We start from the raw sequence: 21,146 nt of genomic DNA on the forward strand, positions 1-21,146 counted from the left end.
CGCGGCCCGGGGGGGGCGCCGCCCCCCCCCCCGCCGGCGGGGGGGGGGGGGGCGGGGGGCCGGGGGGGCGGGGGCCGCGACGAGGGTGCTGCGTGATTATTCGGCGACGTCGATGCCCGCCAGCACCTTGATGACCGGCGGCGCGGTGAACCAGTCGGCCGACTTCGCGCGGAATTCGCCGAAATACGGGCTCGCGAGGTGCGCGTCGAACGCGGCCTGGTCGTCGTAGATCTCGTACAGGTGGAGGTTCGGCGAGCCGTCCTGCTCACGGAACAGGTCGTAGCGCCGGTTGCCCGGCTCGGCGCGCGTCTTCGCGACCATGCTGCGCAGCTCGGCCTCGGCGGCCGCCGCGTGTTCGGGTTTCAGGAACAGGGAAGCAATTACGTGGAGCGCCATCTTGTCACTCTCCTTGTCGTCGATGGTGGGGTCGAGCATGCCACAAGCCGGCATCGCATGACGCCGGCGTGCAATCGTCGTGTGTCGTCGTGCCGACGCATCAGGCCAGTTCGTCGGGGCCCACGCGCACGACGACCTTGCCGAAGTTCTTGCCGGCCAGCAGGCCGATCAGCGCTTCCGGCGCATCGGCGAGATCGGGGACGACGTCCTCGCGCGTCTTCACCTTGCCCTGTGCGACCCATTCGCTCATTTCCTTCATGAACGTCGCATAGCCGGTTGCATAGTGATCCATGATGATGAAACCCTGCATCCGGATGCGCTTGCGCAGGATCGTGCCCATCAGTGCCGGCACGCGGTCGCGGCCGGTCGACACGGCCTTGTCGTCGTAGGCCGCGTCGTTGTAGTGCGCGATGATCCCGCACACGGGCACGCGCGCATGATCGTTGAGCAGCGGCCACACCGCGTCGAACACGGCCCCGCCGACGTTCTCGAAATAGATGTCGATGCCGTTGGGGCACGCGTCCTTCAGCTTCGCGGCAAATGCCGGATCGCGGTGGTCGACGCACACGTCGAAGCCGAGCGTATCGGTCACGTACGCACACTTGTCGGCGCCACCCGCGACGCCGACCACGCGGCAGCCCTTCAGCTTGGCGATCTGGCCGACCACCGCGCCGACCGCACCGCTCGCCGCCGCGACCACCACGGTTTCGCCGGCCTTCGGCTCGCCGATCTTCAGCAGGCCGGTATAGGCGGTGAAGCCCGGCATGCCGAGCACGCCGAGCGCGTACGACGGATGCGCGAAGTCGCGGCCGAGCGGAATCAGGCCGCTGCCGTCGGACAACGCATAGTCCTGCCAGCCGGCGCCTGCGACCACCAGGTCGCCTTCGCGGAACGCCGGCAGGTTCGACGACACGACCTGGCTGACCGTGCCGCCGACCATCGGCTGGCCGAGTTCGGCCGGCGGCGCATAGGACGGTGCGTCACTCATCCGGCCGCGCATGTACGGGTCGAGCGACAACCAGACCGTGCGCAGCAGCACCTGGCCGGCGCCGGGCGTCGGCACGTCAGCGGATTCGGTGCGGAAGTTGTCCGGCGTCGGCGCGCCGACCGGGCGCGAGTTCAGGATGATCTGGCGATTTGCGGTCTTGCTTTGCGGCATGTGAGCCTCCTTCAACAGGGATGGACGTGCTTCGTGGGCACGATCGGATCAGCGATGGACCAACGGGAGACACGCGCGCGCGGCTGCATCGGCGCTCAGGCCGCTGCGGCTGCGTGCATTCGGTTGAGCCAGTCGGGGCAGCGTAACGAGGCGTGGCACATTCGTCATGCGGATTTGAGCAGGTTTGAGTAGACCAGTCGTCTAGAGTCAGGGTAAAAACAAGGCGCGCCGATGCGCGCCCGGGTTACGACTGCACGCCGCTCGGCTCGAGCGGCGGCAGGTTGAGCATGCGCCGCGTTTCGACCATCGCCCGTTCGAGCGGCTGGCGGTTGCGGTGAATCTTTTCCAGCAGCGTCGCGCCCAGCCACAGCTCGTACAGGATCGCGGCCGTATGCGACGGATCGGCGACTCCGCTCAGCGAACCGTCGGCCAGCCCGGCCTCGATGCCGCCCGCGAGCCGCTCGATGATCTGGCTCGTGCCGTGCCGCAGCACCGTGCGCATCGCTTCCGACAGGTCCGACACTTCCGCGCCGAGCTTCACCGCGAGGCACTTGCCTTCCGGATCGTCCGCGCATTGCGTGTGCAGCCAGTTGCGCCAGTACGTCATCAGGCGCTCGGCGCCCGTGCCGGCCTGATGCTTGAACAGGTTGTCGAGATGCGCGAGATAGCCATCGAAATACGATTCGAGCAGCGCTTCGCCGAATGCCTCTTTCGAGCCGAAGTAATGGTAGAACGAGCCCTTCGGGATGCCCGCCGCTGCGAGAATCTCGTTCAGGCCGACCGCCGAAAACCCCTTGTGGAGCATGATCGGCTTGGCGATATTCAGGATGTGCTGGCGGACTTCCGCGCCTGAAGATGCATTCATGATGGCGTATGTTAGCAACGATTAGACCGGTCGTCTAGTAACGTCGAGCCGGCATGATGAGCGGCACTTTACCCGATCCCCGCCGGGCGCCCAAACGTCGCGCCGGCATGCCTCCCTGCTTTCCCGCTCCGGCACGCGCGGCGTCACACGCACGACTCGGTTTCGTCGCGGGCGTTTCATCGATCCCCTGCATAAATACGCACGGCGCATGTGCCGGCGATCGACTGGTTTCGACCGGCGTTGCACACGTGTGCAATGCGCCGGATCGTCCTCCGCCGCCCTTCCAACCCGTGACCAGGAACGCCCATGACCGCTTCGAAACCCGAACGCCCGTCCGCGCCGAACCGCCGGCGCTTCATCCAGCGCGGCGCCGCGCTGACCCTGTCGCCGCTCGTCGGCACGCTGGCTGCCTGCGGCGGCGACGGCAACCCGACGTCCGCGTCGTCGTTCGCTGCCGCCGGCGCCGCGGACGCATCCGCGCGCAGCTACGGCATCGCCGACCGCTCGATCACGATCAACGTCGTCAACGCGATTCCGTCGACGACGCTCGCGTACGGCAACGCGGCGAGCCAGAGCGGCTCGCTGCCGCAGGCGTCGCAAGCGCAGGTTGCAACCGGACAATCGACCGCCGTCAGCGCGTCGAACAGCTGGGGCGACTGCACAGGATCGTTCGGCCTTGCCGGCGGCGACGCATCGTTTGCCATTTCGTACACCCATCCGTTCGGGTCGCAGCCGACCACCGTCAGCGTCATGCCGTCGGCCGGCTACGTGTCGGGCGCCGACGCCGCCACGTTTCCCGGTCACGATTCGGTCGCGAATCTCACGCTGTATCGCGGCGTCGCGACTGCGAACGGCGCATGGGTCGTCCCGCTCGCGCAGCTCGCGACGCCACCGGCCAACAACTGCCAGGATTTCGCGAACAGCATGTTCGGCAGCAACGTGCGCACGGCCGCGGCGATCCAGTCGGCCTACCAAAGCACCGGGCCGCTCGGCTACGTACCACCCGCCGACTTCACCGGCGGCCAGCTTGCCGGCTTCGTCGCGCAATGGGTGCGGCGCTGGCAGAGCGGCGCGGCCTACGGCGTGCTGCCCGCTGCCGATGCGCAACTCGTCGACGCGCTGAAGCAGTACGTGTCCGGCGCGTCGAACGCCGGCCCGCTGACGATGTGGGTGCCGCAGATTGCGTGGCAGGCCGGTTCCGATCCGGCGGTCTTCGCGCTGACGGGTTATCGCGCGTTTCCGTTCGTCGATGCGCGGGGCAACTGGGATACGGGCACGCTGTCCGCGTTCCTGACGCTGCTGGCGGCCGGGTCGCATATCGTCGCGATCAGCGCGACCGGCGACTTGCCGACGGGCGTCACGATGCAGGCGTTCGACAGCTTCATGGGTGCGAGCGGGCTGACGACGTCGACGGACATCGGCAACTCGCACTACGCGTCGGTCCTGAACACGACGGGCCGCTATTACCTGAGCGTCGGCAGCGATTTCGCGCCGGCGAACTGCGGGCTGATCCTGTCGTTCCTGTATGGGCGCACGGTAAACAACCTGCTCGCGGGCGCCGGTACGTACAACACGTTCATCCAGCTCGAAGGCTGGCAGGCGGGTGGATCGCGGCACAACGCCGACTATGCGACGTATCAGCAGACGCTGTGGAACATCTCGACGTACGGTGCGTCCGCGTACAGCGAGAAGCGTGCGACGTCGATCTTCCTCGCGCCGGCCGGGTGGACGCCGCAGGTCTATCAGACGACGCGGATGATGCCGTACGTCGGCGCCTATGCGCAGTCGAACGGCTCGCCGCAGGGGTGGCTCAACACGTCGCTCGTCACGATTCTGGCGGATGCGCCGGCGTTGCCGTCGCGGTATGTGTCGAGTTGATTGGTATTTGCGAGTGGATCGGCGATCGCGGGTGTAAGGGGCTCGGTTGCTTGCCTGCCCGCTTCAGGCGTCCGGCGTGCGTCGCCTTCGGCTGACGCACGCTCATGGTTTCGCCGTCAACGAGGCGGCGCTTCGTCTGCGCGCTTTCGTGTGCGCGCCCTCCGCTCGTCCCGTTGTGCGGCTGGCGCTGCCTTGGCGCCGCGGAGTGCCGACCGGCGCGAGAGCGCCGTCATTTCACGCCGCAGCGCATCGAGCTCCTTGCCCCGTGCCGCATCGGTCGCCTGCGCGCCGTCAAGCTGCCCTTGAAGCACGCCGCATCGATGCATCGCGTCGCCCAGCTGCGCCTGCAGCGCGGCGACCTCCTTCCGCTGCTGCGCATCGCGCTGCTCCGCGCGCAATGCCGCTGCGTCGAGTTCCTTCTGCAGCCGTGCGGCCGCAAGCCGCTCGCGATCGATCTCCTGAAGCGCCCGCTTCTCCGACGCGCGCAAGCGCTCCTCGGCCCGGCCGGCATCCTCGCGCAACCGGTCGAGCTGGGTGGTGAAATCCGCACGCGCCTGCGCAAGTGCGCGGTCGCCTTCCGCGTTGTCGGCCGTGAGGCGCTCGATGTCCGCTTCCAGCGCTTGCCGCGATGCGTCGTCGGCCGCCCTCGCCTGTTCCAGTTCCTGAATGCGTACCTGCGCGGCCAGCAGCGCGGCCGTGCGTTGCTCCAGCGCGGTTTCGGTGCGGGCCAGTTCGGCCTGCAGCGCCGCGACTTCCGCCTTCGCTGCCACCCGCTCGGCCTCGACCTCCGCGCGCAATGCGTCGAGCGCACCGGCCGCGTCCGCGCTCGACCGATTCCATAGCGCCGCGACCAGTTCACCGGCGGCCGCCTGCAGATCGGCCGGCAGATCGGGATGCTCGATGCGCACGCGACTCTTTTCCCGCAACTCGGCCCAGAACTCGCCGAGGACGGCCGTCGGCGTGCTCATGCTGCCCTTGCGGACGAGCTGGTACAGACGGTTCGCGGTGGGCGTGATGCCGAAGCGGAAGAACAGCAGCGCGCAGGCTTCGCGATACAGCTCGCGGGTTTTCGGGAAGTCGGCCTTGAGGCGCTCGATTTCGGCGGTCAGGCGGGATTCGTCGGCAGCGAGATCGGACATGGCGGGGTTTGGCTGAGGATTTCGTAAATAATATTACGTAAAACGTTAAATATCCAATTATTCGATCCTCATGATTTGACATTATTTCTATAATGTCGAGAGTGATGGATCTCCATGTCGCGTACGGTGCGCTCGCACACGACGCTGGCCCGGGCAGGACCGAGGGCGTGTGCGGGAATACGTTTGCCGTGGCGACAGGTATGGCGAGCGAGGGGAAAGATCAGGCGGTGTGGGCGCCGGGGTGCTGTCGAATCGCCGGGGGTGACGCCCGGGCGCGTATTCCTCCCGTCGCTGTCGAGCGGGACCGTGTCGCGTGCGCCCGCCGTCCGGACGCGTGCCGCCGATCTACCGGACGATTCGGATGATGTGTCGTGCGGCGCCGATGCGCGCCCCGGCATCATGCCGCCGGCACGCTGCCGGTCGCGATAGCTGCAGGCGTGCCGTCGCTGGCCGCGGTACGGGGCCAGCGGGAATGCGGGCCGCCGCCCCGCGTTGACGCGCCGGACGGCGGATACGGCTCAGAGCCCTTCGTTCAGGAAGTTCTGTGCGTACTGGAGCCGGTTATCCATCTGCGGATCGGTCGCCTGCTCGTAGTCAGTGTCCCAGACCTGGGCGGCCTGCGACACGTTCGTCGTGTTCTTCAGGTCGGAAATCGTCTTGCTGTACGGGCCGTCGAGTTCCTGGTTCATGTAGCCGATGTTCGCGTCGAGGCTGCCCGGATCGAGGTTGTGCTGCTGCGCATACGCGATCTCGCCCTGCTTGCGCGTGCCGCCCCACTGCGCGAGCCCCCAGCCGTTCGCGTTGTCGTCCGCGAAGTTGCCCGACGGCGCGCCTTCGGCGCCGCCCTGATTGACGTTCGGCTTCAGGCCGCTTTCCTGCTGCAGGTTGCCGAGCACGCCCGCGATCTGCGTATCGTTCAGCCCGTAGCGGCTGCGCAGATCGTCCGCGATCGCATTCGCCGCACTGCCGCCGGTGTTCGCGGGGAGTGTCGACCCGCCCTGGCCGTGCGTCTGCCCGTCGCTCTGCCCGCCTGGCGGGATACCGGCATTCGCCGGCGGTGCGCTGCCGGCCGGCGGCGCGTTGTTCGACGACGGCCCGTTCAGCGAGAACGAAAGCGGTGTGCCGCCGTTGCCGCCGCCGTCGCCGCTCGCCAGCCGTATCGACGGCATCCCGCCTCCGTTTCCATCGCCGGCAGGCCGCGTTCCGTCAGCGGCCGAAGCCTGCTTGAGCGCGGCGAACACCGCTTGCAGGATCTGCTCGAGTTGGGCCAGCACCTGCGTGATCTGCGCCTGGTTCGAACCGGAATCCTGCGAAGGGTCGAAGTTCGTCGACCCGGTGGAATTCAAACTCACTGTCAAGGACATGACTGCCTCCTTCCGGGAATCGCTGGACGGGCCACCTCGACCGACTATAGGCCGCATGGCGGATGACGCGTGCGGCCGGCGCGAAGCGGGCGACGGGTTTGCGAATCGGAACGGCGCCGCCACCGGTCAGCTTCGCCACGCTGCGCTTCGGCACTTCGCGTCGCGCGCCGGTGTTTCGTGTCGGGCCGCCCGGGCGCTGCGCCGAGGCATACAGTCGAAGGGCCTGCGATGCTGCCACTGGCAAGCGACCAACGGCAAACGGCAAACGACGCCGGCCTGACGCAGTCCGGCCGGCGCAAACGGCGAAGCGCGCCGGTCGACGAGCGCGCGTCCCCCGATCACTCCTCGCGGAGAACGGCGCTCATGATCACCATCACCGTCCAGGGCAACGCCCCGATTTCCCGGATCGACCCCGCGCGCGACGCCGGATCGGCGGACAGCCCGGGTTCGCAACAGATCGCGCAGATCATCCAGGAATTGATGGCGGAGCTCAAAAGCCTGTTGTCGGGGCAAAACGGCAACGACTCGCCCTCCTCGCCACCGGTGGGAAGCACGGGCCGGTCTGCCCCGCCGTTGGCCAACCATGAGGTCCAGCCGCAGACATTGCCGTCGAACGGCCCGAATGCGCCGGTCGATCCGAACACGCCGCGCACCCGGAACGACCAGAATCCGCCGGTTGGCGGAGCGCCCTCCGGAAGCCCGGCGAAGCTGTCGACCAACGCGGGCGGTGTGGCGCAGGCCGGCGCGATCGACGGTATCGCCCCGACGTCGACGCAAACCGTCCACACCGGGACGGGCAACGACAAGACCTTCAACGTCACCAACGACACGAACCGGCCCGAGTCGTTCACGTACGCGGTGCAAGGCCAGAACAAGGCGACCCTCACGCTCGCACCGGGCCAGACCGGCACCTTCGTCGGCGGTTCGCACGACATCGGCGTGCGGATCTCGCCATCCGATGCGAACGGCAATACGCATCCGGACGAGGTGCTGTACGAAGACGGCGGGGCCGACAACGGGCAGGCGTCCGGCGCGGGCAATCCGGACGTGAGCAAGGTCGACGGCGACAAGGATTTCGCCGGTCACGACGAGAACATGACCGTGACGCTGTCCGACGGGCGCACCGCCGGCGACGGCGACGCGATCCGCCCGTACCTGTATTCGACCGACGACGCGGCCGCGATGGGCCTCGCGGGCGATCCGAGCAAGACGGTCAATATCGTGATGTCCGACCGGAACCAGGCCTGACGAGCCCTCGCCCATGCGGCGGCGCCGGCATCGACGGCGCCGCGCGTATCCGCCGGGTCAGAAGTGAATGATCCGCGGCGTCAGCAGGAACACGCGTTCCATGTGCTTGTGCGACCGGTCGGTATTCCGGAACAGCGCGCCGAGCAGCGGGATCTTCGACACCCACGGCACCTGTGCGACGCCGTTCGAATCGTTGTCGGTGCTGTAGCCGGCGATCAGCAGGCTCTCCCCCTCGCCGACGAACGCCTGCGTGTTGATCTCGCTGCTGGTGATGACCGGCAGCGTATCGACCTTGTCGCCGGTGAGCTGGCCGTCCTCGATGTGCACGTCGAGCTTGATCCGCGTCGTGCCGTCGTTCTTGTCCTGCACGACCATCGGCAGCACGCGCAGCGACACGCCGGTCGACACCGAATAGAGATCGCCGGACGTATAACCCTGCACGCGCACGAAGAAGCGCGTCTTGTTGTCCATCACCGCCTCGACGTTGTCGAGCGTCGCGACCTTCGGGCTCGAGTCGATCCGCGCTTGCGACGTCGATTCGAGCGCGGTGATCCGCGCGAGCAGATAGCGCCCGGCATTGCCGAGCACCGCCGTGATCGCGCCGCCGACCGGCGTGGCCGCGACGGACGTGGTGCCGTCGGCCAGCGTCGTCACGCCGAAGTTCGGGTTGATGTTGCCGTTGTAGCCGTTCTGCTGCAGCGTGCCCGAGCCGGTCTGCAGGTCGACGTGGCTGTTGTGCGCGCGCCAGTCCACGCCGATCTGCCGCAGCAGGTCGTCGTCGATCTCGATGATGTGCGCCTCGATCTCGATCAGGTTGGGGCGCGCATCGAGCTTCTCGATCAGCGGCGCATAGAGCCCGATGCGTTGCGGCGTGTCCCGGACCAGCACCGTGTTGGTGGTCGGGTCGGCTTCCACGACGGGCAGGCTTGGATCGCCCGGCCCGGGATCCGCAGCACCGCCCTGCGTGCCGTCCGACACGGCGCCGTTCTTGCCGCTGCCCGACTGGCCGCCGCCGAACAGCCCGCTGACCAGGCTGCGCGACGCGTCGCCGCCCGCCGTGCCCGCCATGCCCGGCGGCAGCGGCGGTACCGGCGAGCCGCCGGTGGTGCCGCCGCTCGCGTCGGCCATCGGCGACAGGCGCTGCATGCCGCCGATCGTCTGCGCCGACGGGTTGCCCGTCGAGCCGCCCTGCTGGGGGTGATAGAGCTTCGACACGACTGTCGCAACGCCCGGCACGACCACGTTCTTGCCGTCGAGCTGCACCTTGTGGTCGGCCGCCCACGCGCTGCTGAGCTTGAACGCGCGCACCACCGTGCCGTTCGAGCGCTGCATGTTCTCGTCGAGATGCTTCGCGACGCCGGCCACCATCTGCACGTACTGCGGGGGCCCGCTGATGATCACGGTGCGTGCGCTGCTGTCGTAGGTCAGCGGATAACGCTTGTCGTCGAGCCGCATGCCGCGCAGCGTGGCGTTGAGATCGGCGATCGACGCATTGTCGAGCCGGACGATCTGGCGCGTGACGTCGTTCGCGTTGCTGATCGACATGACGCTGCCGTCGTAGAACCACACGAAGCCGAACGTCGCGGCGAGCGTGTCGAGGATCCGTTGCGGCGGCATGTCGAAGCGCCCGGTCACGGTTCCGGTGACGTTGTCCGCAATCGACGCCGTCACGCCCTGACTCGCGAGCAGGTCGCGCAGCACATCCTTCAGATCCTTGCCTTCGGCCGTCACGTGCGCGACGCCGCTGCGCCAGCGCACCGCGTCCGCATGCGCTGCCGCCGTCGCACCCATGCCGATCACCCACACGGCCCACGCCGCGCAAAATATCGCCTTCGATCTCATCGCTGTCGCACACCCGTTACGGAGGGAAAATTCGGTTCGTTATCGTTCGAGCGTGTGCGACGGCGCTTCGTCGAACTGCTTTCGATAGCCGTTGATCAGCGTCGAGCGGTTCTGCACGCCCCAGCGGCTCGCGGTGGCGAGCACGCCCCCGTCGGACGCCGAGCCGTCCACGAGCTCGGAGCGGATGCGCTCCATCCGCTGGCGGCGGATCAGTTCGGTCGGCGACATGTTCAGGAATTTCCTGAATGCGCTTTGCAGCGCCCGCTCGGTCACGCCGACTTCCGCGGCGATGTCGCGCACGGACAGGTCGGCGTGCTCGAGGTTCTCGAGCAAGAAGGTGTAGGCGCGCCGGTAACGGGCCGGCAAGCGCGCACCGATGTCGTCGAGCTGCGACGTCTCGCGGATCTTGCGCTCGAGGAACGGCACACGTGCCGACAGCGCTTCACGCAGGCACTCCATCGAGGTCAGCGCATAGCGGCTGTAGAACTGCTGCGCGTCCTTCAGCCGCCCCTGCGCCTGGCGCGTCTTGGCCACGCAGTACAGGTATTCGATCTGCCGGTGTCCGCCGACGCCCGACTGCGCGGCGCCGTACAGCGGCTCGAGGATCATGTCGGCGACCTGGGCGGCATCGCACGCCAGCATCGCGAGCGCAATCTCGAGCCGCAGCGTGCGCTGGTAGTCGCGCAGGTTGTGATCACGTGCCCAGTTCACGTGCCTGAGCAGCCCATCGACCGCATTCCGGTCGGCGCCGGTCGCGTCGCGCAACTGGCACAGGTAATCGACGCGTGAGCGCAGCACGGGAATATGCACGCTCGCGAGATCGATCCTGCTTTGCGCGCTGTCGAGGTACGCGTGCAGCGACGCCCGCGCGGAGCGGCCGTGCATCAAGCCGGACTGCCAGTACACGTGATCCTGCAGCGAGGCCGACGAACGCAGCGTGCACTGCATCGCGATGTCGAGCTTCAGCGCCGCGAGCAGCTCATGCCAGGCCGGCATGGTCGGTTCCGGTGCCTCGCGAGCCAGTTCGCGCAGTTCATCCAGTTCGCCGATCGCCTCGCTCACGCGGCCCAGTTCGTAGAGCACGCAGACGATGCCGACGCGGACTTCGAGCACACGGTCGATCGGAATGTCGTCCTCGTCCGCTGCGCGGCCGAAGCAGGCCAGCGCCGTATTGAGCCGGTAGCGGAAGAGCGCCTGCCATGCGGTGTTGCGGCAGGATTCCGCGCGCATCGCCTGGCGCGATGCGTGGCTCAGGCGCTGGGCGGCCCGATAGGTTTCTTCCGCTTCCACGTCGCCGCCGGTGAGCAGCTGCATGTCGGCGTGCAGTTGCAGCGCGTACGGCGGATTGCGCGACGCATCGGCCTCGTCCGCCCAGCGGCTCGCCAGCTGGCGAGCGACGCCGACGTCGCCGTTGAACAGCATGGCGCCGAAACGTTCCCGCCCTGCGGCGAAATCCGGGGTTCCCAGATAGGCAGCAAGCGGGAAATAAAGTGTCGAAAACATAACTGACTCCAGTGCGTGCCGGCTTGTCAGGCCGCCTTGGAGAACAGCGTAATGGAATGAAGTATGAAGAAACTCAATTAATCTAATCTTTGGCTATTTTTTGAGAAAGATTGAGTTTGAAATGAATTAGTAAACTAATGATTATCTGATTTCCCACGATTCGAGAAAATTCCATTCCATTGCGCCTCGAGGGAATTCAGGGCCAGTTGTCCGTGCACCTGGTCGACGAACAAGCCGATGAAGATCGCGAGCATCGCGATCGCAACCGCAGCCTTCACCGGCTGGCTCAGGCTGGAAATATCCAGCTTCGACGCCGATTTCGATACGAAGCCGAACGCGACGTCGACCAGCACCAGGATGAACAGCAGCGGCGCGGCGAGCTTGGCGATCGACTGCATCAGCGTGTCCGTCTGCCGCAGCACGAACGACGCCACGATGTCGCCGGCGATCGGCGCGCCGGTCGATACCGGCCACCAGCCATACGATTCGTACAGCGTGCCGAGCAGGAACGTCATCCCGCCGAGCGCCCAGAACGCCATGATCGCCACCTGCTGCAGCAGCGTACCGACCGGCGTGCTCTGTTCCTGGCTGGCGGGATTGGTGATCTGGATGTTGTTGTGTCCGGTCAGGTCGTCGATATAGACGCCCACGCTTTCCGCGACCCAGAACACGGTCGACGCCGCATAGCCGAGCACCAGCCCGATCGCCGCCTCGCGCAGCATCACTTCGGCGAGGAACAGGCCGTGCAGCGCTTCGATGAACGCAATCGGCTGGCCCATGGCGACATACGCGCTGAACACGATCGCGATCGCGTTGCGCACGGTGCCCTGGATCACGCCGTCCGCGGTCGGCGGGAACACGAACATCAGCACGAACAGCCTCAGCGAACAGACGCCGGTCACCGTCAGGTAGCCGATGAAGAGGCCATGCAGGCCGACGAGCGGTTCGAGTGTCTGGGTCATCCGGTGTCATCCCTGGGCGGCACGCGCCCGGATGAACCGGGACGTGGCGATCTCCTCGTTCTCTTCGTCCTGCGCGTCCTCGCGAGCGAGATCGATCGCCTGCCGGATCGTCGCGATCCGTTCGCTGCACTGGTCGATCCGCTGCGTGTTGCGCGCGATGTCGCGCTGAATCCGCGCGATCTCGCCGTCCACGCCCTGGATCAGGCCGTCGAGCTGGGTCAGTTCCGCGACCATCGCACGCCGGCGGTCGGTCACGACGCCGATGTACCGCACGCACTGGTTGAACGCGTCGATCGAAAAGCCGTCGCTGCCGCCCGTCATCTGCGCGACGCGGGCCTGGTAGCCGTCGATTACCCGCGTCTCGCCGTCGATCTGCGCGACCTTCGCCGCGCGGCGCGCGAGCAATCCCGCACGTTCGTCGTGTCGCGCGGCGAGCGCGCCGCGCCAGGCATCGATCTCGCGCGTGCGCCGCGCATTCGCGTGTGCGAGCGCGGCGATGCGGTGACGGTTCGCGTCCGCCATCAGGCAGCCGTCAGTGCATGCAGTCGCGCCTCGGTGTCGGCCAGCGCGACGATTTCGTCGGTAGGCTGCGACAGGAACGCCTTGATCGCGTCGTGCCGTGCGATCGCCTCGTCGGCGAGCGCATTCGCGCCCGGCTTGTATTCGCCGATCTGCAGCAGCATCTCGATCTCGCGGTACTTCGCCATCAATGCGCGCACCCGCGCGGCCGCGTCGACGTACGGCGCGGGCATCACCTGCGACATCACGCGCGACAGGCTGCCCAGCACGTCGATGGCCGGATACTGGTTGCGCGCGGCGATCTCGCGCGACAGGATCATGTGCCCGTCGAGAATCCCGCGGACTTCCTCCGCGATCGGATCGCTGCCGCTCTCGTCTTCGGCGAGGACCGTATAGAGCGCGGTGATCGAGCCGGTCGCGCCCATCCCGGCCCGCTCCAGCAGGCGCGGTAGTTCCGCGAAGATGGACGGCGGGAAACCGCGCCGGGCCGGCGGCTCGCCGGCCGCTAGCCCGATTTCCCGCCCGGCGCGCGCGAAGCGCGTGAGCGAATCCATCATCAGCAGCACGCGCAGCCCGCGATCGCGGAAGTATTCGGCGATCGCCGTCGCCACGTAGGCCGCTTTCGCGCGCTCCATCGACGAACGGTCGGACGTCGCGCAGACGACGACCGATCTCGCCATGCCGGCCGGCCCGAGAATCAGCTCGACGAATTCGCGCACCTCGCGGCCGCGTTCGCCGATCAGCGCGATCACGTTGATGTCGCAGTCGGTGCCGCGCGCAAACATGCCGAGCAGCGTGCTCTTGCCGACGCCTGCCGGTGCGAAGATGCCCATCCGCTGCCCTTCCGCGAGCGTCATCATCCCGTCCACGACGCGCACGCCGGTTGCCATCGGCGTATCGATCATGCGCCGGCTCATCGGCTCGGGCGGCGACGCGAACACCGGCTGCAGCGTGTCGGATTCGATCTCGGGGCCGCCGTCGACGGGATTGCCGAGGCTGTCGATCACGCGCCCGAGCAGCATGTCGCCGACCTTGACGGCGAGCGAGCGGCCCAGCCCGACCACCTGGGTCGAGCGTGAGATGTCCGTCAGCCGCGAGAACGGCGACAACAGTGCGCAGTCGCGCGTGAAACCGATCACTTCCGCGTGCTGCAGCAGCGCGCCGGCCGGCGTGCGCAGCTCGCACAGCTCGCCCAGCGATACGTCGAGGCCGCCAACCTTGACGAGCGTGCCGATCACCTCGATCACCTTGCCGGTACGCAGCACCCCCGGCCGCGCGAGGATCTCGCGCTCGATCTCGTCGGTCAGGCGCTCGAAGCCGAGCGTCCGGTCGAACCAGCCGTCCTTCATCGCGACACCTCGGCCGCCGCCGCATCGCCGTTTTCCGCTTCGTCGCCGGTGCCGGCGGCCGCCGCATCATCGGGATCGTCCGCCGCGCCGTTCGCGTCGGCCGCGTCGAGGTAGATCGAGCGCTTCAGTGCGCGGGCGACGGCGCTGCGCATCGCCCGCAACTGCGTGTTGAGACTCGCGTCGACCGAGCCGAAATCGGTCTCGCAGACGCACGCGCCGGGCTCGAGCTGCCGGTCTGCCACGATCGACACCGGAATCGGCCGGCCGAGGTCGCGCCACTTCGCCGCGAGCTGGTCGAACGCGGCTCGTGCCGCTTCGTAATCCTGCGGATTCACCGCGACACGCAGGTAGGTGGAATTGTCGATGATCCGGTCGACGGTCGACAGCGCGCGCTCGAACAGCGCTTCGCGATCCATGCTGTGCACGATGCTCTCGACCGCCGACGCGATGATGTCCGCCAGCCGCTCGCGCATGCGGACCTGCAGGCGGCTCTGCGCGTCGGTCGCATCGGCTAGCCGCTCCATCCATTCCGACAGCGCGCGGTTCGAACCCTCGCGGTAGCCGCGCTGTTCAGCGGTTTCGTACGTGTCGCGCGCGGCGTCGAGCAGCCGCTCGGCCTGTTCCTCGCCCGCCGCGACGATCGCGGCGGCCTCGGCCTGCGCGTCCTCGAGCACCCGCGCCCGGTCGGCGTCCAGCTGCGCGTAAGCGTCCGCGATCGACAGCAGATGGCCGAACGTCTCGCGCCGGACCACGTCGCCGTGCACGCCGAACCGCACCGCCGGGCCGTCCTCGCCCGCGTCGCCGGTGCCGGCCGTCAGCCGGCTGCTGTTCAGCCAAATAACCATGCCCACTCCCGAAGCAATTCAGGCAGACGACGAAACAGCCGGGCCGTACCCGCTTCGTCGTGCTGCGTCGGCAACGCGTTGAGCCAGGCGGGCACGTCGATCATGCGCGGCAACGCAAGCCGCGACAGCGGAAACGGCAGCCCGGCCGCGCCCTTCAGGTCGCGCAGCATCAGCAGCATCCCTTCGATCGCGAGCGCCTGCGCATCCAGCGACGCGAGCGGCGGCATCGCGACGGCGGCAAGACGTGCCGCGTCGTTCGCGCTGTCGGTGTTCGGGCCGTGCATCAGCACGTCCACGTCGAGCCCCGTCCAGTCGGCGAGCCGCCGTTGCGCATGCCGGTCGATCAGCCGCCGCACCTCGCCGCGGCGCAGCAGCAGCGCACGCATCCGCCAGATCCGCAGCGTCAGCGGCGCGGGCGCGACATCCAGCAGGCACGCGTTCGGCTGCGGCGCGACGGCCGCACCGATGCTGGCGAAACCGCCCTGCGACAATTCGACGAAACCCGGCGGCGTCACGCCGAGCGCGCGAACCAGCGCGCGCGAGCACCGTACGGCGGCGCTCGTCGGTGCACCCGCGAGCAGTGCCCGCCAGTCGCGCAGGTGCGCTTCGGGCACGCCGAGCGATGCGGCGATCCACGACGGGTGCACCCAGTCGGCGACGCAATCGACGTTGTCGCGATGACGGTCGAGCGCCGTTGCGACGCGCACGGCCGGCACGCCGGCCTCGAGCCCGGCTGGCGCTGCGAAACCCGCCATCGCCTACGGCTCCTTGCGGGCCGGCCGGAAGCGCCCGGCAAAAGCGTCGAGCCAGCCCTGCAGCGGCGGTGCGCCGCGTGTCAAGCCGAACCGGTACGCGGCGAAGCCCGCGCCCGCCAGCAGGGCCGCGACGGCGGCGCCGAGCGCGATCATCCACCACGGGCTCGACACGGGGGGCGGCGCTTTCGACAGCTCGACCGGATCGGCCGCGACCGTCGTGACGCTCACGTGGTCGTAGGTCAGCCCTTCGACGCTGTGCATCACGAGCGTCTTGATCTGCGGGATCAGCGTGTTGATGTCGGCGTCCGGCCGGTATTTGATGAACACGGCGGCGGACGACGGCTTGATGTCCTGCGCGAGCGGGTCGTTGTTCGGCAGCACGATCTGCACGCGCGCGACGAGCACGCCGTCGATCTTCGACAGCGTCGACGACAGCTCCTGCGAGATGCCGTACACGAAGCGCACGCGCTCCTCGGTCGGCGTCGACACGAGGCCGTCCTTCTTGAACAGTTCGCCGAGGTCGTTGAACTTGCTGTGCGGCAGCCCGCGCGAGCGCAGGACCTCCATCGCGCGCACGACCTGCGCGTCGTCGACGTCCAGCGTCCAGTTCTTGCCGCCGTCCGGGCTGTCCTTGCTCGCGGACACGCCCTGCTCCAGCAGCGCGACGAGCATCTCGTTCGCGTCCTGCTCGGTGAGATTGCCGTACAGCTCCTTCTTGCATCCGCCGAGCAGCGCGATGCACAGCGCGACGACCGCAATGCGCGCCACGCGACGATTCGACTTCATGAGATTGCCACCCGCCCTTCGGGCACTGCCGTTCGCGACGTTCCGCTCCGCACGCCGGCGGACCGCGGGGCTCATTGGTTCTTCATCAGCGTCTGCACCGACGACTTCGACGATTCCGCGAGGCTCATCTTGACCTGCATGTTCATCTGCATGCTGGTCATCTCGTACATCATCTGGATCGTGCGCTGGGTCATCTCCGTCATCGACATGCCCGGCAGGTCGGCCGTCAGCTTGCCGACATCCTCGATCGTGTGCCGGAACTGCACGTCCTGCGCCTCGATCGCTTTCGAGACCGACGACGACAGATGGCTGCCCGCGTGCTCGGGCGGCGCCATCGGCGCGCGGGCCATCAGCGCCGTGAACTTGTCGCCCAGCTCGGTCGTCACGGGGGATGCGGCCGCGGGCGTCGCCGCCGTTGCGTCGAGGGCGGCCGGTGCGAGCTGGCTGACGGGATCGATGGACATGTCGGTGCCTCCTCTGAATCACGCGCGCAGGAAGGCGCCGCCGTGGAACATCTCGGCCGCCGGCGCGGGGGCGTGCTGCACGGTGTCCTGCGGTGCGTCGGTGCTTGCGCCGGCTTCCTCGAGCGACGCCGGTGCGACGAACGGCTGGCCCGGACGATGCTCGCGGATCGCGCGATCGACCTCGTCCTTCACTTCGAGCGCCCGCACCAGCGCGCGCGTGTCCTTGTTGTGCGGATCGTCCGCGAGCGCCTCGGTCGCGATCTGCCGCCACGACGGGTCGCCCATCGACGACAGCGAGAACGCCAGCAGCGCCTTTGCATAGCCGAACTGCGGACGCATCTCGATGACCCGCAGCAGGACCTGGTTCGCTTCCTGCCACTGTCCCTTCGCCATGCGAAGGAGACCGTCCAGCGCATCGATCTCGACCACGCGCGGGCGCAGCAGCCGCAGCGCGTCGATCACCTGCTCGATGTCGAACAGGTCGACGGGCGTATTCGGGAAATTGTCCAGCAGCGCCACGGAGACGGTCTCGATCAGCCCGCCAATGAATTCCGGGCTGCAGTTCAGGTACTCCGGCGTGTCTACGGTCATGGCAATGCACTCCTGCGATGAGAGGAAAACGGTCCGGCCGGTCGTGCGGCGGGCGGCTCGCCGCCGGATGCATGCCGACGTCTGCCAACATAGCAATTCCGCCCCGGCCGGCCGGCGCGCATGCGAAGCCAGCACGCGCGAGGCGAAGCGGGCCCGGTGGGCCGCGCCGGCCGGCCGCTCGCTTCGGCACGCGCCGCGCCGCTTCGCATCGCGCCCGCCGGCCGCGTGCGGCGGGCGCTAAGGTCATCGCAGCGGCGCGAATGCGCGCCACTTTTGATCCGATCCGGCCGAGATGTGCCGCGGGCCCATTCATGAGCGACGAAAAGACCGAACAGCCCACCGACAAGAAACTCGAGGATGCGCGCAAGGACGGCGAAGTCGCGCGCAGCACCGACTTCGCCGACGCGTTGTCGATGGCCGGCGCGCTGATCGCGCTGGTCGCGACGGTGCCGCTCTTTCGCGACGGGCTGCACGAGCTCGTGTCGATCCCGCTGTCGTTCGTCGCGCAGGACCGCACGCTGGAGCGCATGCACGCCGACCTGTTCCGGCTCGGCGCCACCGCGCTGAAGCTGATCGTGCCATGCGTGTTCGCCGCCGCGCTGGCGTCGACGGCCGGCTCCGTCGCGCAAGCGGGCTTCCGAATCGCGGCCAAGCCGGTCACGCCGAACCTGCAGACGGTGAATCCGGCGAGCGGCATCAAGCGGATCTTTTCCGCGAAGAGCCTGATCGACTGCGCGAAGATGGTCGTCAAGGCGATCATCCTCGGCTGGGTGATGTGGCAGTCGATCAAGTGGCTGTTCCCGCTTGTGGTCGGCTCGATCTACCAGCCGCTCGGCGGACTGTCGCTGATGTTCTGGGACATGCTGGCGAAGCTCGGCGCGATCTCCGTCGGCATCTTCCTGCTGGTCGGCGCCGTCGACATCAAGCTGCAGCGCTTCCTGTTCATCAAGAAGATGAAGATGAGCAAGGACGAGGTGAAGCGCGAGCACAAGGAGCAGGAAGGCAGTCCCGAACTCAAGGGCGAGCGCCGCCGCCTCGCGCGCGAGCTGGCGAGCACGCCGCCGAAGCCGCGCGTCGGCCTGGCCAACGTGCTGGTCGTCAATCCGACCCACTTCGCGGTCGCAGTGCGCTATGCGCCCGACGAACATCCGCTGCCGGTCGTGATCGCGAAGGGCATGGATGCGGACGCGGCATCGCTGCGGCGCGCGGCGCGCGACGCGGGCGTGCCGATCATCGGCAACCCGCCCGTCGCGCGCGCGCTGTACAAGGTCACGCTGAACCAGCCGATCCCGGAAGAGCTGTTCGAGACGGTCGCCGCGATCCTGCGCTGGGTCGACGCGATCGGCTCGCCCTCCACCCCACCCCTTCATTGAGCGTTCCGATGTTCAAGGCCCTCAAGTTCCCGGCAGGCGGCGAAATCGGCATCGCGCTGCTGGTGACCGCGATCATCTCGCTGATGATCCTGCCGCTGCCGCCCGAGCTGATCGACATCCTGCTCGCGATCAACATCACGATCAGCGTCACGCTGCTGATGGTCACGATGTACGTGCCGGACATCGTGTCGCTGTCCGCGTTTCCATCGCTGCTGCTGTTCACGACGCTCTACCGGCTGTCGCTGAACATTGCGTCCACCAAGTCGATCCTGCTGCACGCCGAGGCCGGCCACATCATCGACAGCTTCGGCAAGCTGGTGGTGGGCGGCAACCTCGTCGTCGGGCTGGTCGTGTTCATCATCATCACGACCGTGCAGTTCATCGTGATCGCGAAAGGCTCGGAGCGCGTGGCCGAGGTCGGCGCGCGCTTCACGCTCGACGCGATGCCGGGCAAGCAGATGAGCATCGACGCCGACCTGCGCGCGAACCTGCTGAGCCCCGAGGAAGCGCGCCACCGCCGCGCGACGCTGGCCATCGAGAGCCAGTTGCACGGCGGGATGGACGGCGCGATGAAGTTCGTGAAAGGCGATGCGATCGCCGGCCTGCTGATCACGACCATCAACATCGTCGCGGGCATCGCGGTCGGGGTCGCCTATCACGGCATGAGCGCGGGCGAAGCGGCGAACCGCTTCTCGGTGCTGTCGGTCGGCGATGCGATGGTGTCGCAGATTCCGTCGCTGCTGCTGTCGGTCGCGGCCGGCGTGATGATCACGCGGGTCGCGGACGAGCGCAGCCACAAGCCGCGCTCGCTCGGCGAGGAAATCGGCCGCCAGCTCGGCTCGAGTTCGCGCGCGCTGTATTTCGCCGCGCTGCTGCTGCTCGGCTTCGCGCTGGTGCCGGGCTTTCCGGTCGTGCTGTTCCTGCTGCTGTCCGCGATCCTCGCGTTCATCGCATACAAGCTGAACGACCGGCAGCCGCAGCAAGGGCCGGCCCAGGACGGATTGCAGGCGATGCAGCGTTCGGGCGCGAAGGCCGATACGCCCGCGATCATGACGCGGGCGCCGCAGTTCGCCTGCCCGATCGGCGTGCGCGTCGCCCCCGACCTGATGCAGCGACTGGTGCTGCCGGTGCTCGACAAGTCGTTCGGCGCCGAGCGTGCACGGCTGCAGGAAGAACTGGGGCTGCCGTTTCCCGGCATCACGATGTGGACCCATGCGGGCCTGCCCGCGATGCACGCCGAGATCCTGATTCACGACGTGCCGCATCTGCTGGTCGAGCTGCCGGCCGGCATGGTCATGCTGCCGGAGCCGGAGCGCGTCGCGACGGGCACCCCGCTGTCAGCCGAGGACGTGCAGCAGCGCGACGCGCTGGTGGCGAAGGGCGAACCGCGGCCGCCGATCGATCCCGGCGGGCGGCCGACCCACTGGGTCGACGCACGCGAGGCCCAGGCGCGGATCCCGGCGTGGGGCCCCGAGCAGGTCGTCGCGCACGCGTCGGTCGCGCTGATGCGCCACCATGCGACGCAGTTCCTCGGCATCCAGGAGGTGCAGTGGATCCTGGAGCAACTCGGCGAGGATCACCCGGGGCTCGTCGCGGAAGTCCAGAAGGTGCTGCCGCCGCAGCGGATCGCCGACGTGCTGCGGCGCCTGCTCGAGGAACAGATTTCGATCCGCAACGTGCGGACCATCATGGAAAGCCTGATCGCGTGGGGGCCGAAGGAAAAGGACATGCTGATGCTGACCGAGTACGTGCGGGGCGACCTGTCGCGCTTCATCGCGCATCGCGCGACGCGCGGCCAGCGCACGCTGTCGGCCGTGCTGCTCGACCTGCCGATCGAGCAGCACATCCGGCAGGCGATCAAGCAGACGCCGACCGGCAATTTCCTCGCGCTCGCACCGGACGAGATCGGCCTGCTGATCGACAAGATCCAGGCGGTCGTCGGGCCGCAGCCGACCGACGGCGTCGCACTCGTCACGTCGATGGACATCCGCCGCTACGTGCGCCGGATGATCGAGGCGAAGCTCGACTGGCTGGCGGTGTACTCGTACCAGGAACTGGGCGAGCACGTCGATCTGCGCCCGATCGGCCGCATCACCGTCTGACGCCGC

19 protein-coding genes are annotated in these 21,146 nt (G+C 68.0%); 4 read left to right on the forward strand and 15 right to left on the reverse strand.

Annotation, left to right across the window (positions count from 1 at the left end):
* Nucleotides 1–96: 96 nt before the first annotated feature.
* The 3 genes from C5O79_RS18180 to C5O79_RS18190 all read right to left on the reverse strand — a co-directional run bounded on the left by C5O79_RS18180 (nt 97) and on the right by C5O79_RS18190 (nt 2,420).
* The gene (locus tag C5O79_RS18180) at nt 97–396 is read right to left on the reverse strand and encodes a putative quinol monooxygenase (RefSeq protein WP_047851052.1); all 300 of its coding nucleotides are present in this window, start codon (nt 394–396) and stop codon (nt 97–99) included.
* 100 nt (nt 397–496) lie between these two features.
* Nucleotides 497–1,555, reverse strand: coding sequence for an NADP-dependent oxidoreductase (locus C5O79_RS18185; protein WP_046547828.1), 1,059 nt, complete (start codon nt 1,553–1,555; stop codon nt 497–499).
* Between the two features lie 244 nt (nt 1,556–1,799).
* Nucleotides 1,800–2,420, reverse strand: coding sequence for a TetR/AcrR family transcriptional regulator (locus C5O79_RS18190; RefSeq protein ID WP_046547826.1), 621 nt, complete (start codon nt 2,418–2,420; stop codon nt 1,800–1,802).
* 306 nt (nt 2,421–2,726) lie between these two features.
* On the opposite strand from C5O79_RS18190, the gene C5O79_RS18195 reads away from it, so the two are divergent.
* The gene (locus tag C5O79_RS18195; protein ID WP_122475823.1) at nt 2,727–4,298 is read left to right on the forward strand and encodes a hypothetical protein; all 1,572 of its coding nucleotides are present in this window, start codon (nt 2,727–2,729) and stop codon (nt 4,296–4,298) included.
* A 116-nt stretch (nt 4,299–4,414) separates the two neighbouring features.
* Here C5O79_RS18195 and C5O79_RS18200 read toward each other — a convergent pair whose 3' ends face one another.
* Together C5O79_RS18200 and C5O79_RS18205 are read right to left on the reverse strand one after the other, a co-directional pair.
* Complete coding sequence (locus C5O79_RS18200; RefSeq protein ID WP_122475821.1) at nt 4,415–5,437, reverse strand: DNA-binding protein; 1,023 nt, start codon at nt 5,435–5,437, stop codon at nt 4,415–4,417.
* Nucleotides 5,438–5,955: 518 nt separating this feature from the next.
* Nucleotides 5,956–6,801, reverse strand: a complete 846-nt coding sequence (locus C5O79_RS18205; protein ID WP_236862326.1) for a phage tail tip lysozyme — start codon at nt 6,799–6,801, stop codon at nt 5,956–5,958.
* Between the two features lie 363 nt (nt 6,802–7,164).
* Here C5O79_RS18205 and C5O79_RS18210 point away from each other — a divergent pair, with 363 nt between their 5' ends.
* Nucleotides 7,165–8,049, forward strand: a complete 885-nt coding sequence (locus C5O79_RS18210; RefSeq protein WP_122475819.1) for a hypothetical protein — start codon at nt 7,165–7,167, stop codon at nt 8,047–8,049.
* Between the two features lie 57 nt (nt 8,050–8,106).
* Here the strand turns inward: C5O79_RS18210 and sctC are convergent, their stop codons facing one another.
* The 10 genes from sctC to C5O79_RS18260 all read right to left on the reverse strand — a co-directional run bounded on the left by sctC (nt 8,107) and on the right by C5O79_RS18260 (nt 17,665).
* Nucleotides 8,107–9,891 carry a type III secretion system outer membrane ring subunit SctC gene (sctC, locus tag C5O79_RS18215; protein WP_046547822.1) on the reverse strand — a complete coding sequence of 595 codons (1,785 nt, stop codon included), beginning with the start codon at nt 9,889–9,891 and terminating at the stop codon, nt 8,107–8,109.
* A 39-nt stretch (nt 9,892–9,930) separates the two neighbouring features.
* The gene (locus C5O79_RS18220) at nt 9,931–11,394 is read right to left on the reverse strand and encodes a helix-turn-helix transcriptional regulator (RefSeq protein WP_046547821.1); all 1,464 of its coding nucleotides are present in this window, start codon (nt 11,392–11,394) and stop codon (nt 9,931–9,933) included.
* A 134-nt stretch (nt 11,395–11,528) separates the two neighbouring features.
* Complete coding sequence (gene sctT, locus C5O79_RS18225) at nt 11,529–12,356, reverse strand: type III secretion system export apparatus subunit SctT (protein ID WP_047849989.1); 828 nt, start codon at nt 12,354–12,356, stop codon at nt 11,529–11,531.
* 6 nt (nt 12,357–12,362) lie between these two features.
* Nucleotides 12,363–12,878 carry a hypothetical protein gene (locus tag C5O79_RS18230; RefSeq protein ID WP_046547819.1) on the reverse strand — a complete coding sequence of 172 codons (516 nt, stop codon included), beginning with the start codon at nt 12,876–12,878 and terminating at the stop codon, nt 12,363–12,365.
* The gene (gene sctN, locus C5O79_RS18235; protein WP_046547818.1) at nt 12,878–14,224 is read right to left on the reverse strand and encodes a type III secretion system ATPase SctN; all 1,347 of its coding nucleotides are present in this window, start codon (nt 14,222–14,224) and stop codon (nt 12,878–12,880) included. Before sctN ends, C5O79_RS18230 begins: the two co-directional genes overlap by 1 nt.
* The gene (gene sctL, locus C5O79_RS18240) at nt 14,221–15,069 is read right to left on the reverse strand and encodes a type III secretion system stator protein SctL (protein WP_122475815.1); all 849 of its coding nucleotides are present in this window, start codon (nt 15,067–15,069) and stop codon (nt 14,221–14,223) included. Before sctL ends, sctN begins: the two co-directional genes overlap by 4 nt.
* Nucleotides 15,054–15,824, reverse strand: coding sequence for a type III secretion protein HrpB4 (locus C5O79_RS18245; RefSeq protein ID WP_047849991.1), 771 nt, complete (start codon nt 15,822–15,824; stop codon nt 15,054–15,056). The genes sctL and C5O79_RS18245 overlap by 16 nt, the downstream gene beginning before the upstream one ends.
* A 3-nt stretch (nt 15,825–15,827) precedes the next feature.
* Entirely contained in the window at nt 15,828–16,610 is a 783-nt protein-coding gene (gene sctJ, locus C5O79_RS18250; protein WP_046547816.1) for a type III secretion inner membrane ring lipoprotein SctJ, read from the reverse strand.
* A 71-nt stretch (nt 16,611–16,681) separates the two neighbouring features.
* On the reverse strand, nt 16,682–17,074 hold the full coding sequence (locus C5O79_RS18255) for a type III secretion protein HrpB2 (protein ID WP_047849992.1): 393 nt from the start codon (nt 17,072–17,074) through the stop codon (nt 16,682–16,684).
* Between the two features lie 18 nt (nt 17,075–17,092).
* Complete coding sequence (locus C5O79_RS18260) at nt 17,093–17,665, reverse strand: HrpB1 family type III secretion system apparatus protein (RefSeq protein ID WP_046547814.1); 573 nt, start codon at nt 17,663–17,665, stop codon at nt 17,093–17,095.
* Between the two features lie 311 nt (nt 17,666–17,976).
* On the opposite strand from C5O79_RS18260, the gene sctU reads away from it, so the two are divergent.
* A complete protein-coding gene (gene sctU, locus C5O79_RS18265; RefSeq protein ID WP_046547813.1) occupies nt 17,977–19,038 on the forward strand; it encodes a type III secretion system export apparatus subunit SctU in 1,062 nt (353 codons plus the stop codon).
* Nucleotides 19,039–19,046: 8 nt separating this feature from the next.
* Nucleotides 19,047–21,140 (forward strand): type III secretion system export apparatus subunit SctV, encoded by a 2,094-nt coding sequence (gene sctV, locus C5O79_RS18270; protein WP_047849993.1) that lies wholly within the window; start codon nt 19,047–19,049, stop codon nt 21,138–21,140.
* Nucleotides 21,141–21,146: the final 6 nt, after the last annotated feature.

Source organism: Burkholderia sp. SRS-25 (assembly GCF_004343765.1).
GTDB classification, from domain to species: Bacteria; Pseudomonadota; Gammaproteobacteria; order Burkholderiales; family Burkholderiaceae; genus Burkholderia; species Burkholderia contaminans.

Excerpts from the sequence above, each read along its gene's own strand:
- C5O79_RS18180 (WP_047851052.1), bottom strand. The coding sequence starts at position 396 with ATGGCGCTCCACGTAATTGCTTCCCTGTTCCTGAAACCCGAACACGCG.
- C5O79_RS18185 (WP_046547828.1), bottom strand. The coding sequence starts at position 1,555 with ATGCCGCAAAGCAAGACCGCAAATCGCCAGATCATCCTGAACTCGCGC.
- C5O79_RS18190 (WP_046547826.1), bottom strand. The coding sequence starts at position 2,420 with ATGAATGCATCTTCAGGCGCGGAAGTCCGCCAGCACATCCTGAATATC.
- C5O79_RS18195 (WP_122475823.1), top strand. The coding sequence starts at position 2,727 with ATGACCGCTTCGAAACCCGAACGCCCGTCCGCGCCGAACCGCCGGCGC.
- C5O79_RS18200 (WP_122475821.1), bottom strand. The coding sequence starts at position 5,437 with ATGTCCGATCTCGCTGCCGACGAATCCCGCCTGACCGCCGAAATCGAG.
- C5O79_RS18205 (WP_236862326.1), bottom strand. The coding sequence starts at position 6,801 with ATGTCCTTGACAGTGAGTTTGAATTCCACCGGGTCGACGAACTTCGAC.
- C5O79_RS18210 (WP_122475819.1), top strand. The coding sequence starts at position 7,165 with ATGATCACCATCACCGTCCAGGGCAACGCCCCGATTTCCCGGATCGAC.
- sctC (WP_046547822.1), bottom strand. The coding sequence starts at position 9,891 with ATGAGATCGAAGGCGATATTTTGCGCGGCGTGGGCCGTGTGGGTGATC.
- C5O79_RS18220 (WP_046547821.1), bottom strand. The coding sequence starts at position 11,394 with ATGTTTTCGACACTTTATTTCCCGCTTGCTGCCTATCTGGGAACCCCG.
- sctT (WP_047849989.1), bottom strand. The coding sequence starts at position 12,356 with ATGACCCAGACACTCGAACCGCTCGTCGGCCTGCATGGCCTCTTCATC.
- C5O79_RS18230 (WP_046547819.1), bottom strand. The coding sequence starts at position 12,878 with ATGGCGGACGCGAACCGTCACCGCATCGCCGCGCTCGCACACGCGAAT.
- sctN (WP_046547818.1), bottom strand. The coding sequence starts at position 14,224 with ATGAAGGACGGCTGGTTCGACCGGACGCTCGGCTTCGAGCGCCTGACC.
- sctL (WP_122475815.1), bottom strand. The coding sequence starts at position 15,069 with ATGGTTATTTGGCTGAACAGCAGCCGGCTGACGGCCGGCACCGGCGAC.
- C5O79_RS18245 (WP_047849991.1), bottom strand. The coding sequence starts at position 15,824 with ATGGCGGGTTTCGCAGCGCCAGCCGGGCTCGAGGCCGGCGTGCCGGCC.
- sctJ (WP_046547816.1), bottom strand. The coding sequence starts at position 16,610 with ATGAAGTCGAATCGTCGCGTGGCGCGCATTGCGGTCGTCGCGCTGTGC.
- C5O79_RS18255 (WP_047849992.1), bottom strand. The coding sequence starts at position 17,074 with ATGTCCATCGATCCCGTCAGCCAGCTCGCACCGGCCGCCCTCGACGCA.
- C5O79_RS18260 (WP_046547814.1), bottom strand. The coding sequence starts at position 17,665 with ATGACCGTAGACACGCCGGAGTACCTGAACTGCAGCCCGGAATTCATT.
- sctU (WP_046547813.1), top strand. The coding sequence starts at position 17,977 with ATGAGCGACGAAAAGACCGAACAGCCCACCGACAAGAAACTCGAGGAT.
- sctV (WP_047849993.1), top strand. The coding sequence starts at position 19,047 with ATGTTCAAGGCCCTCAAGTTCCCGGCAGGCGGCGAAATCGGCATCGCG.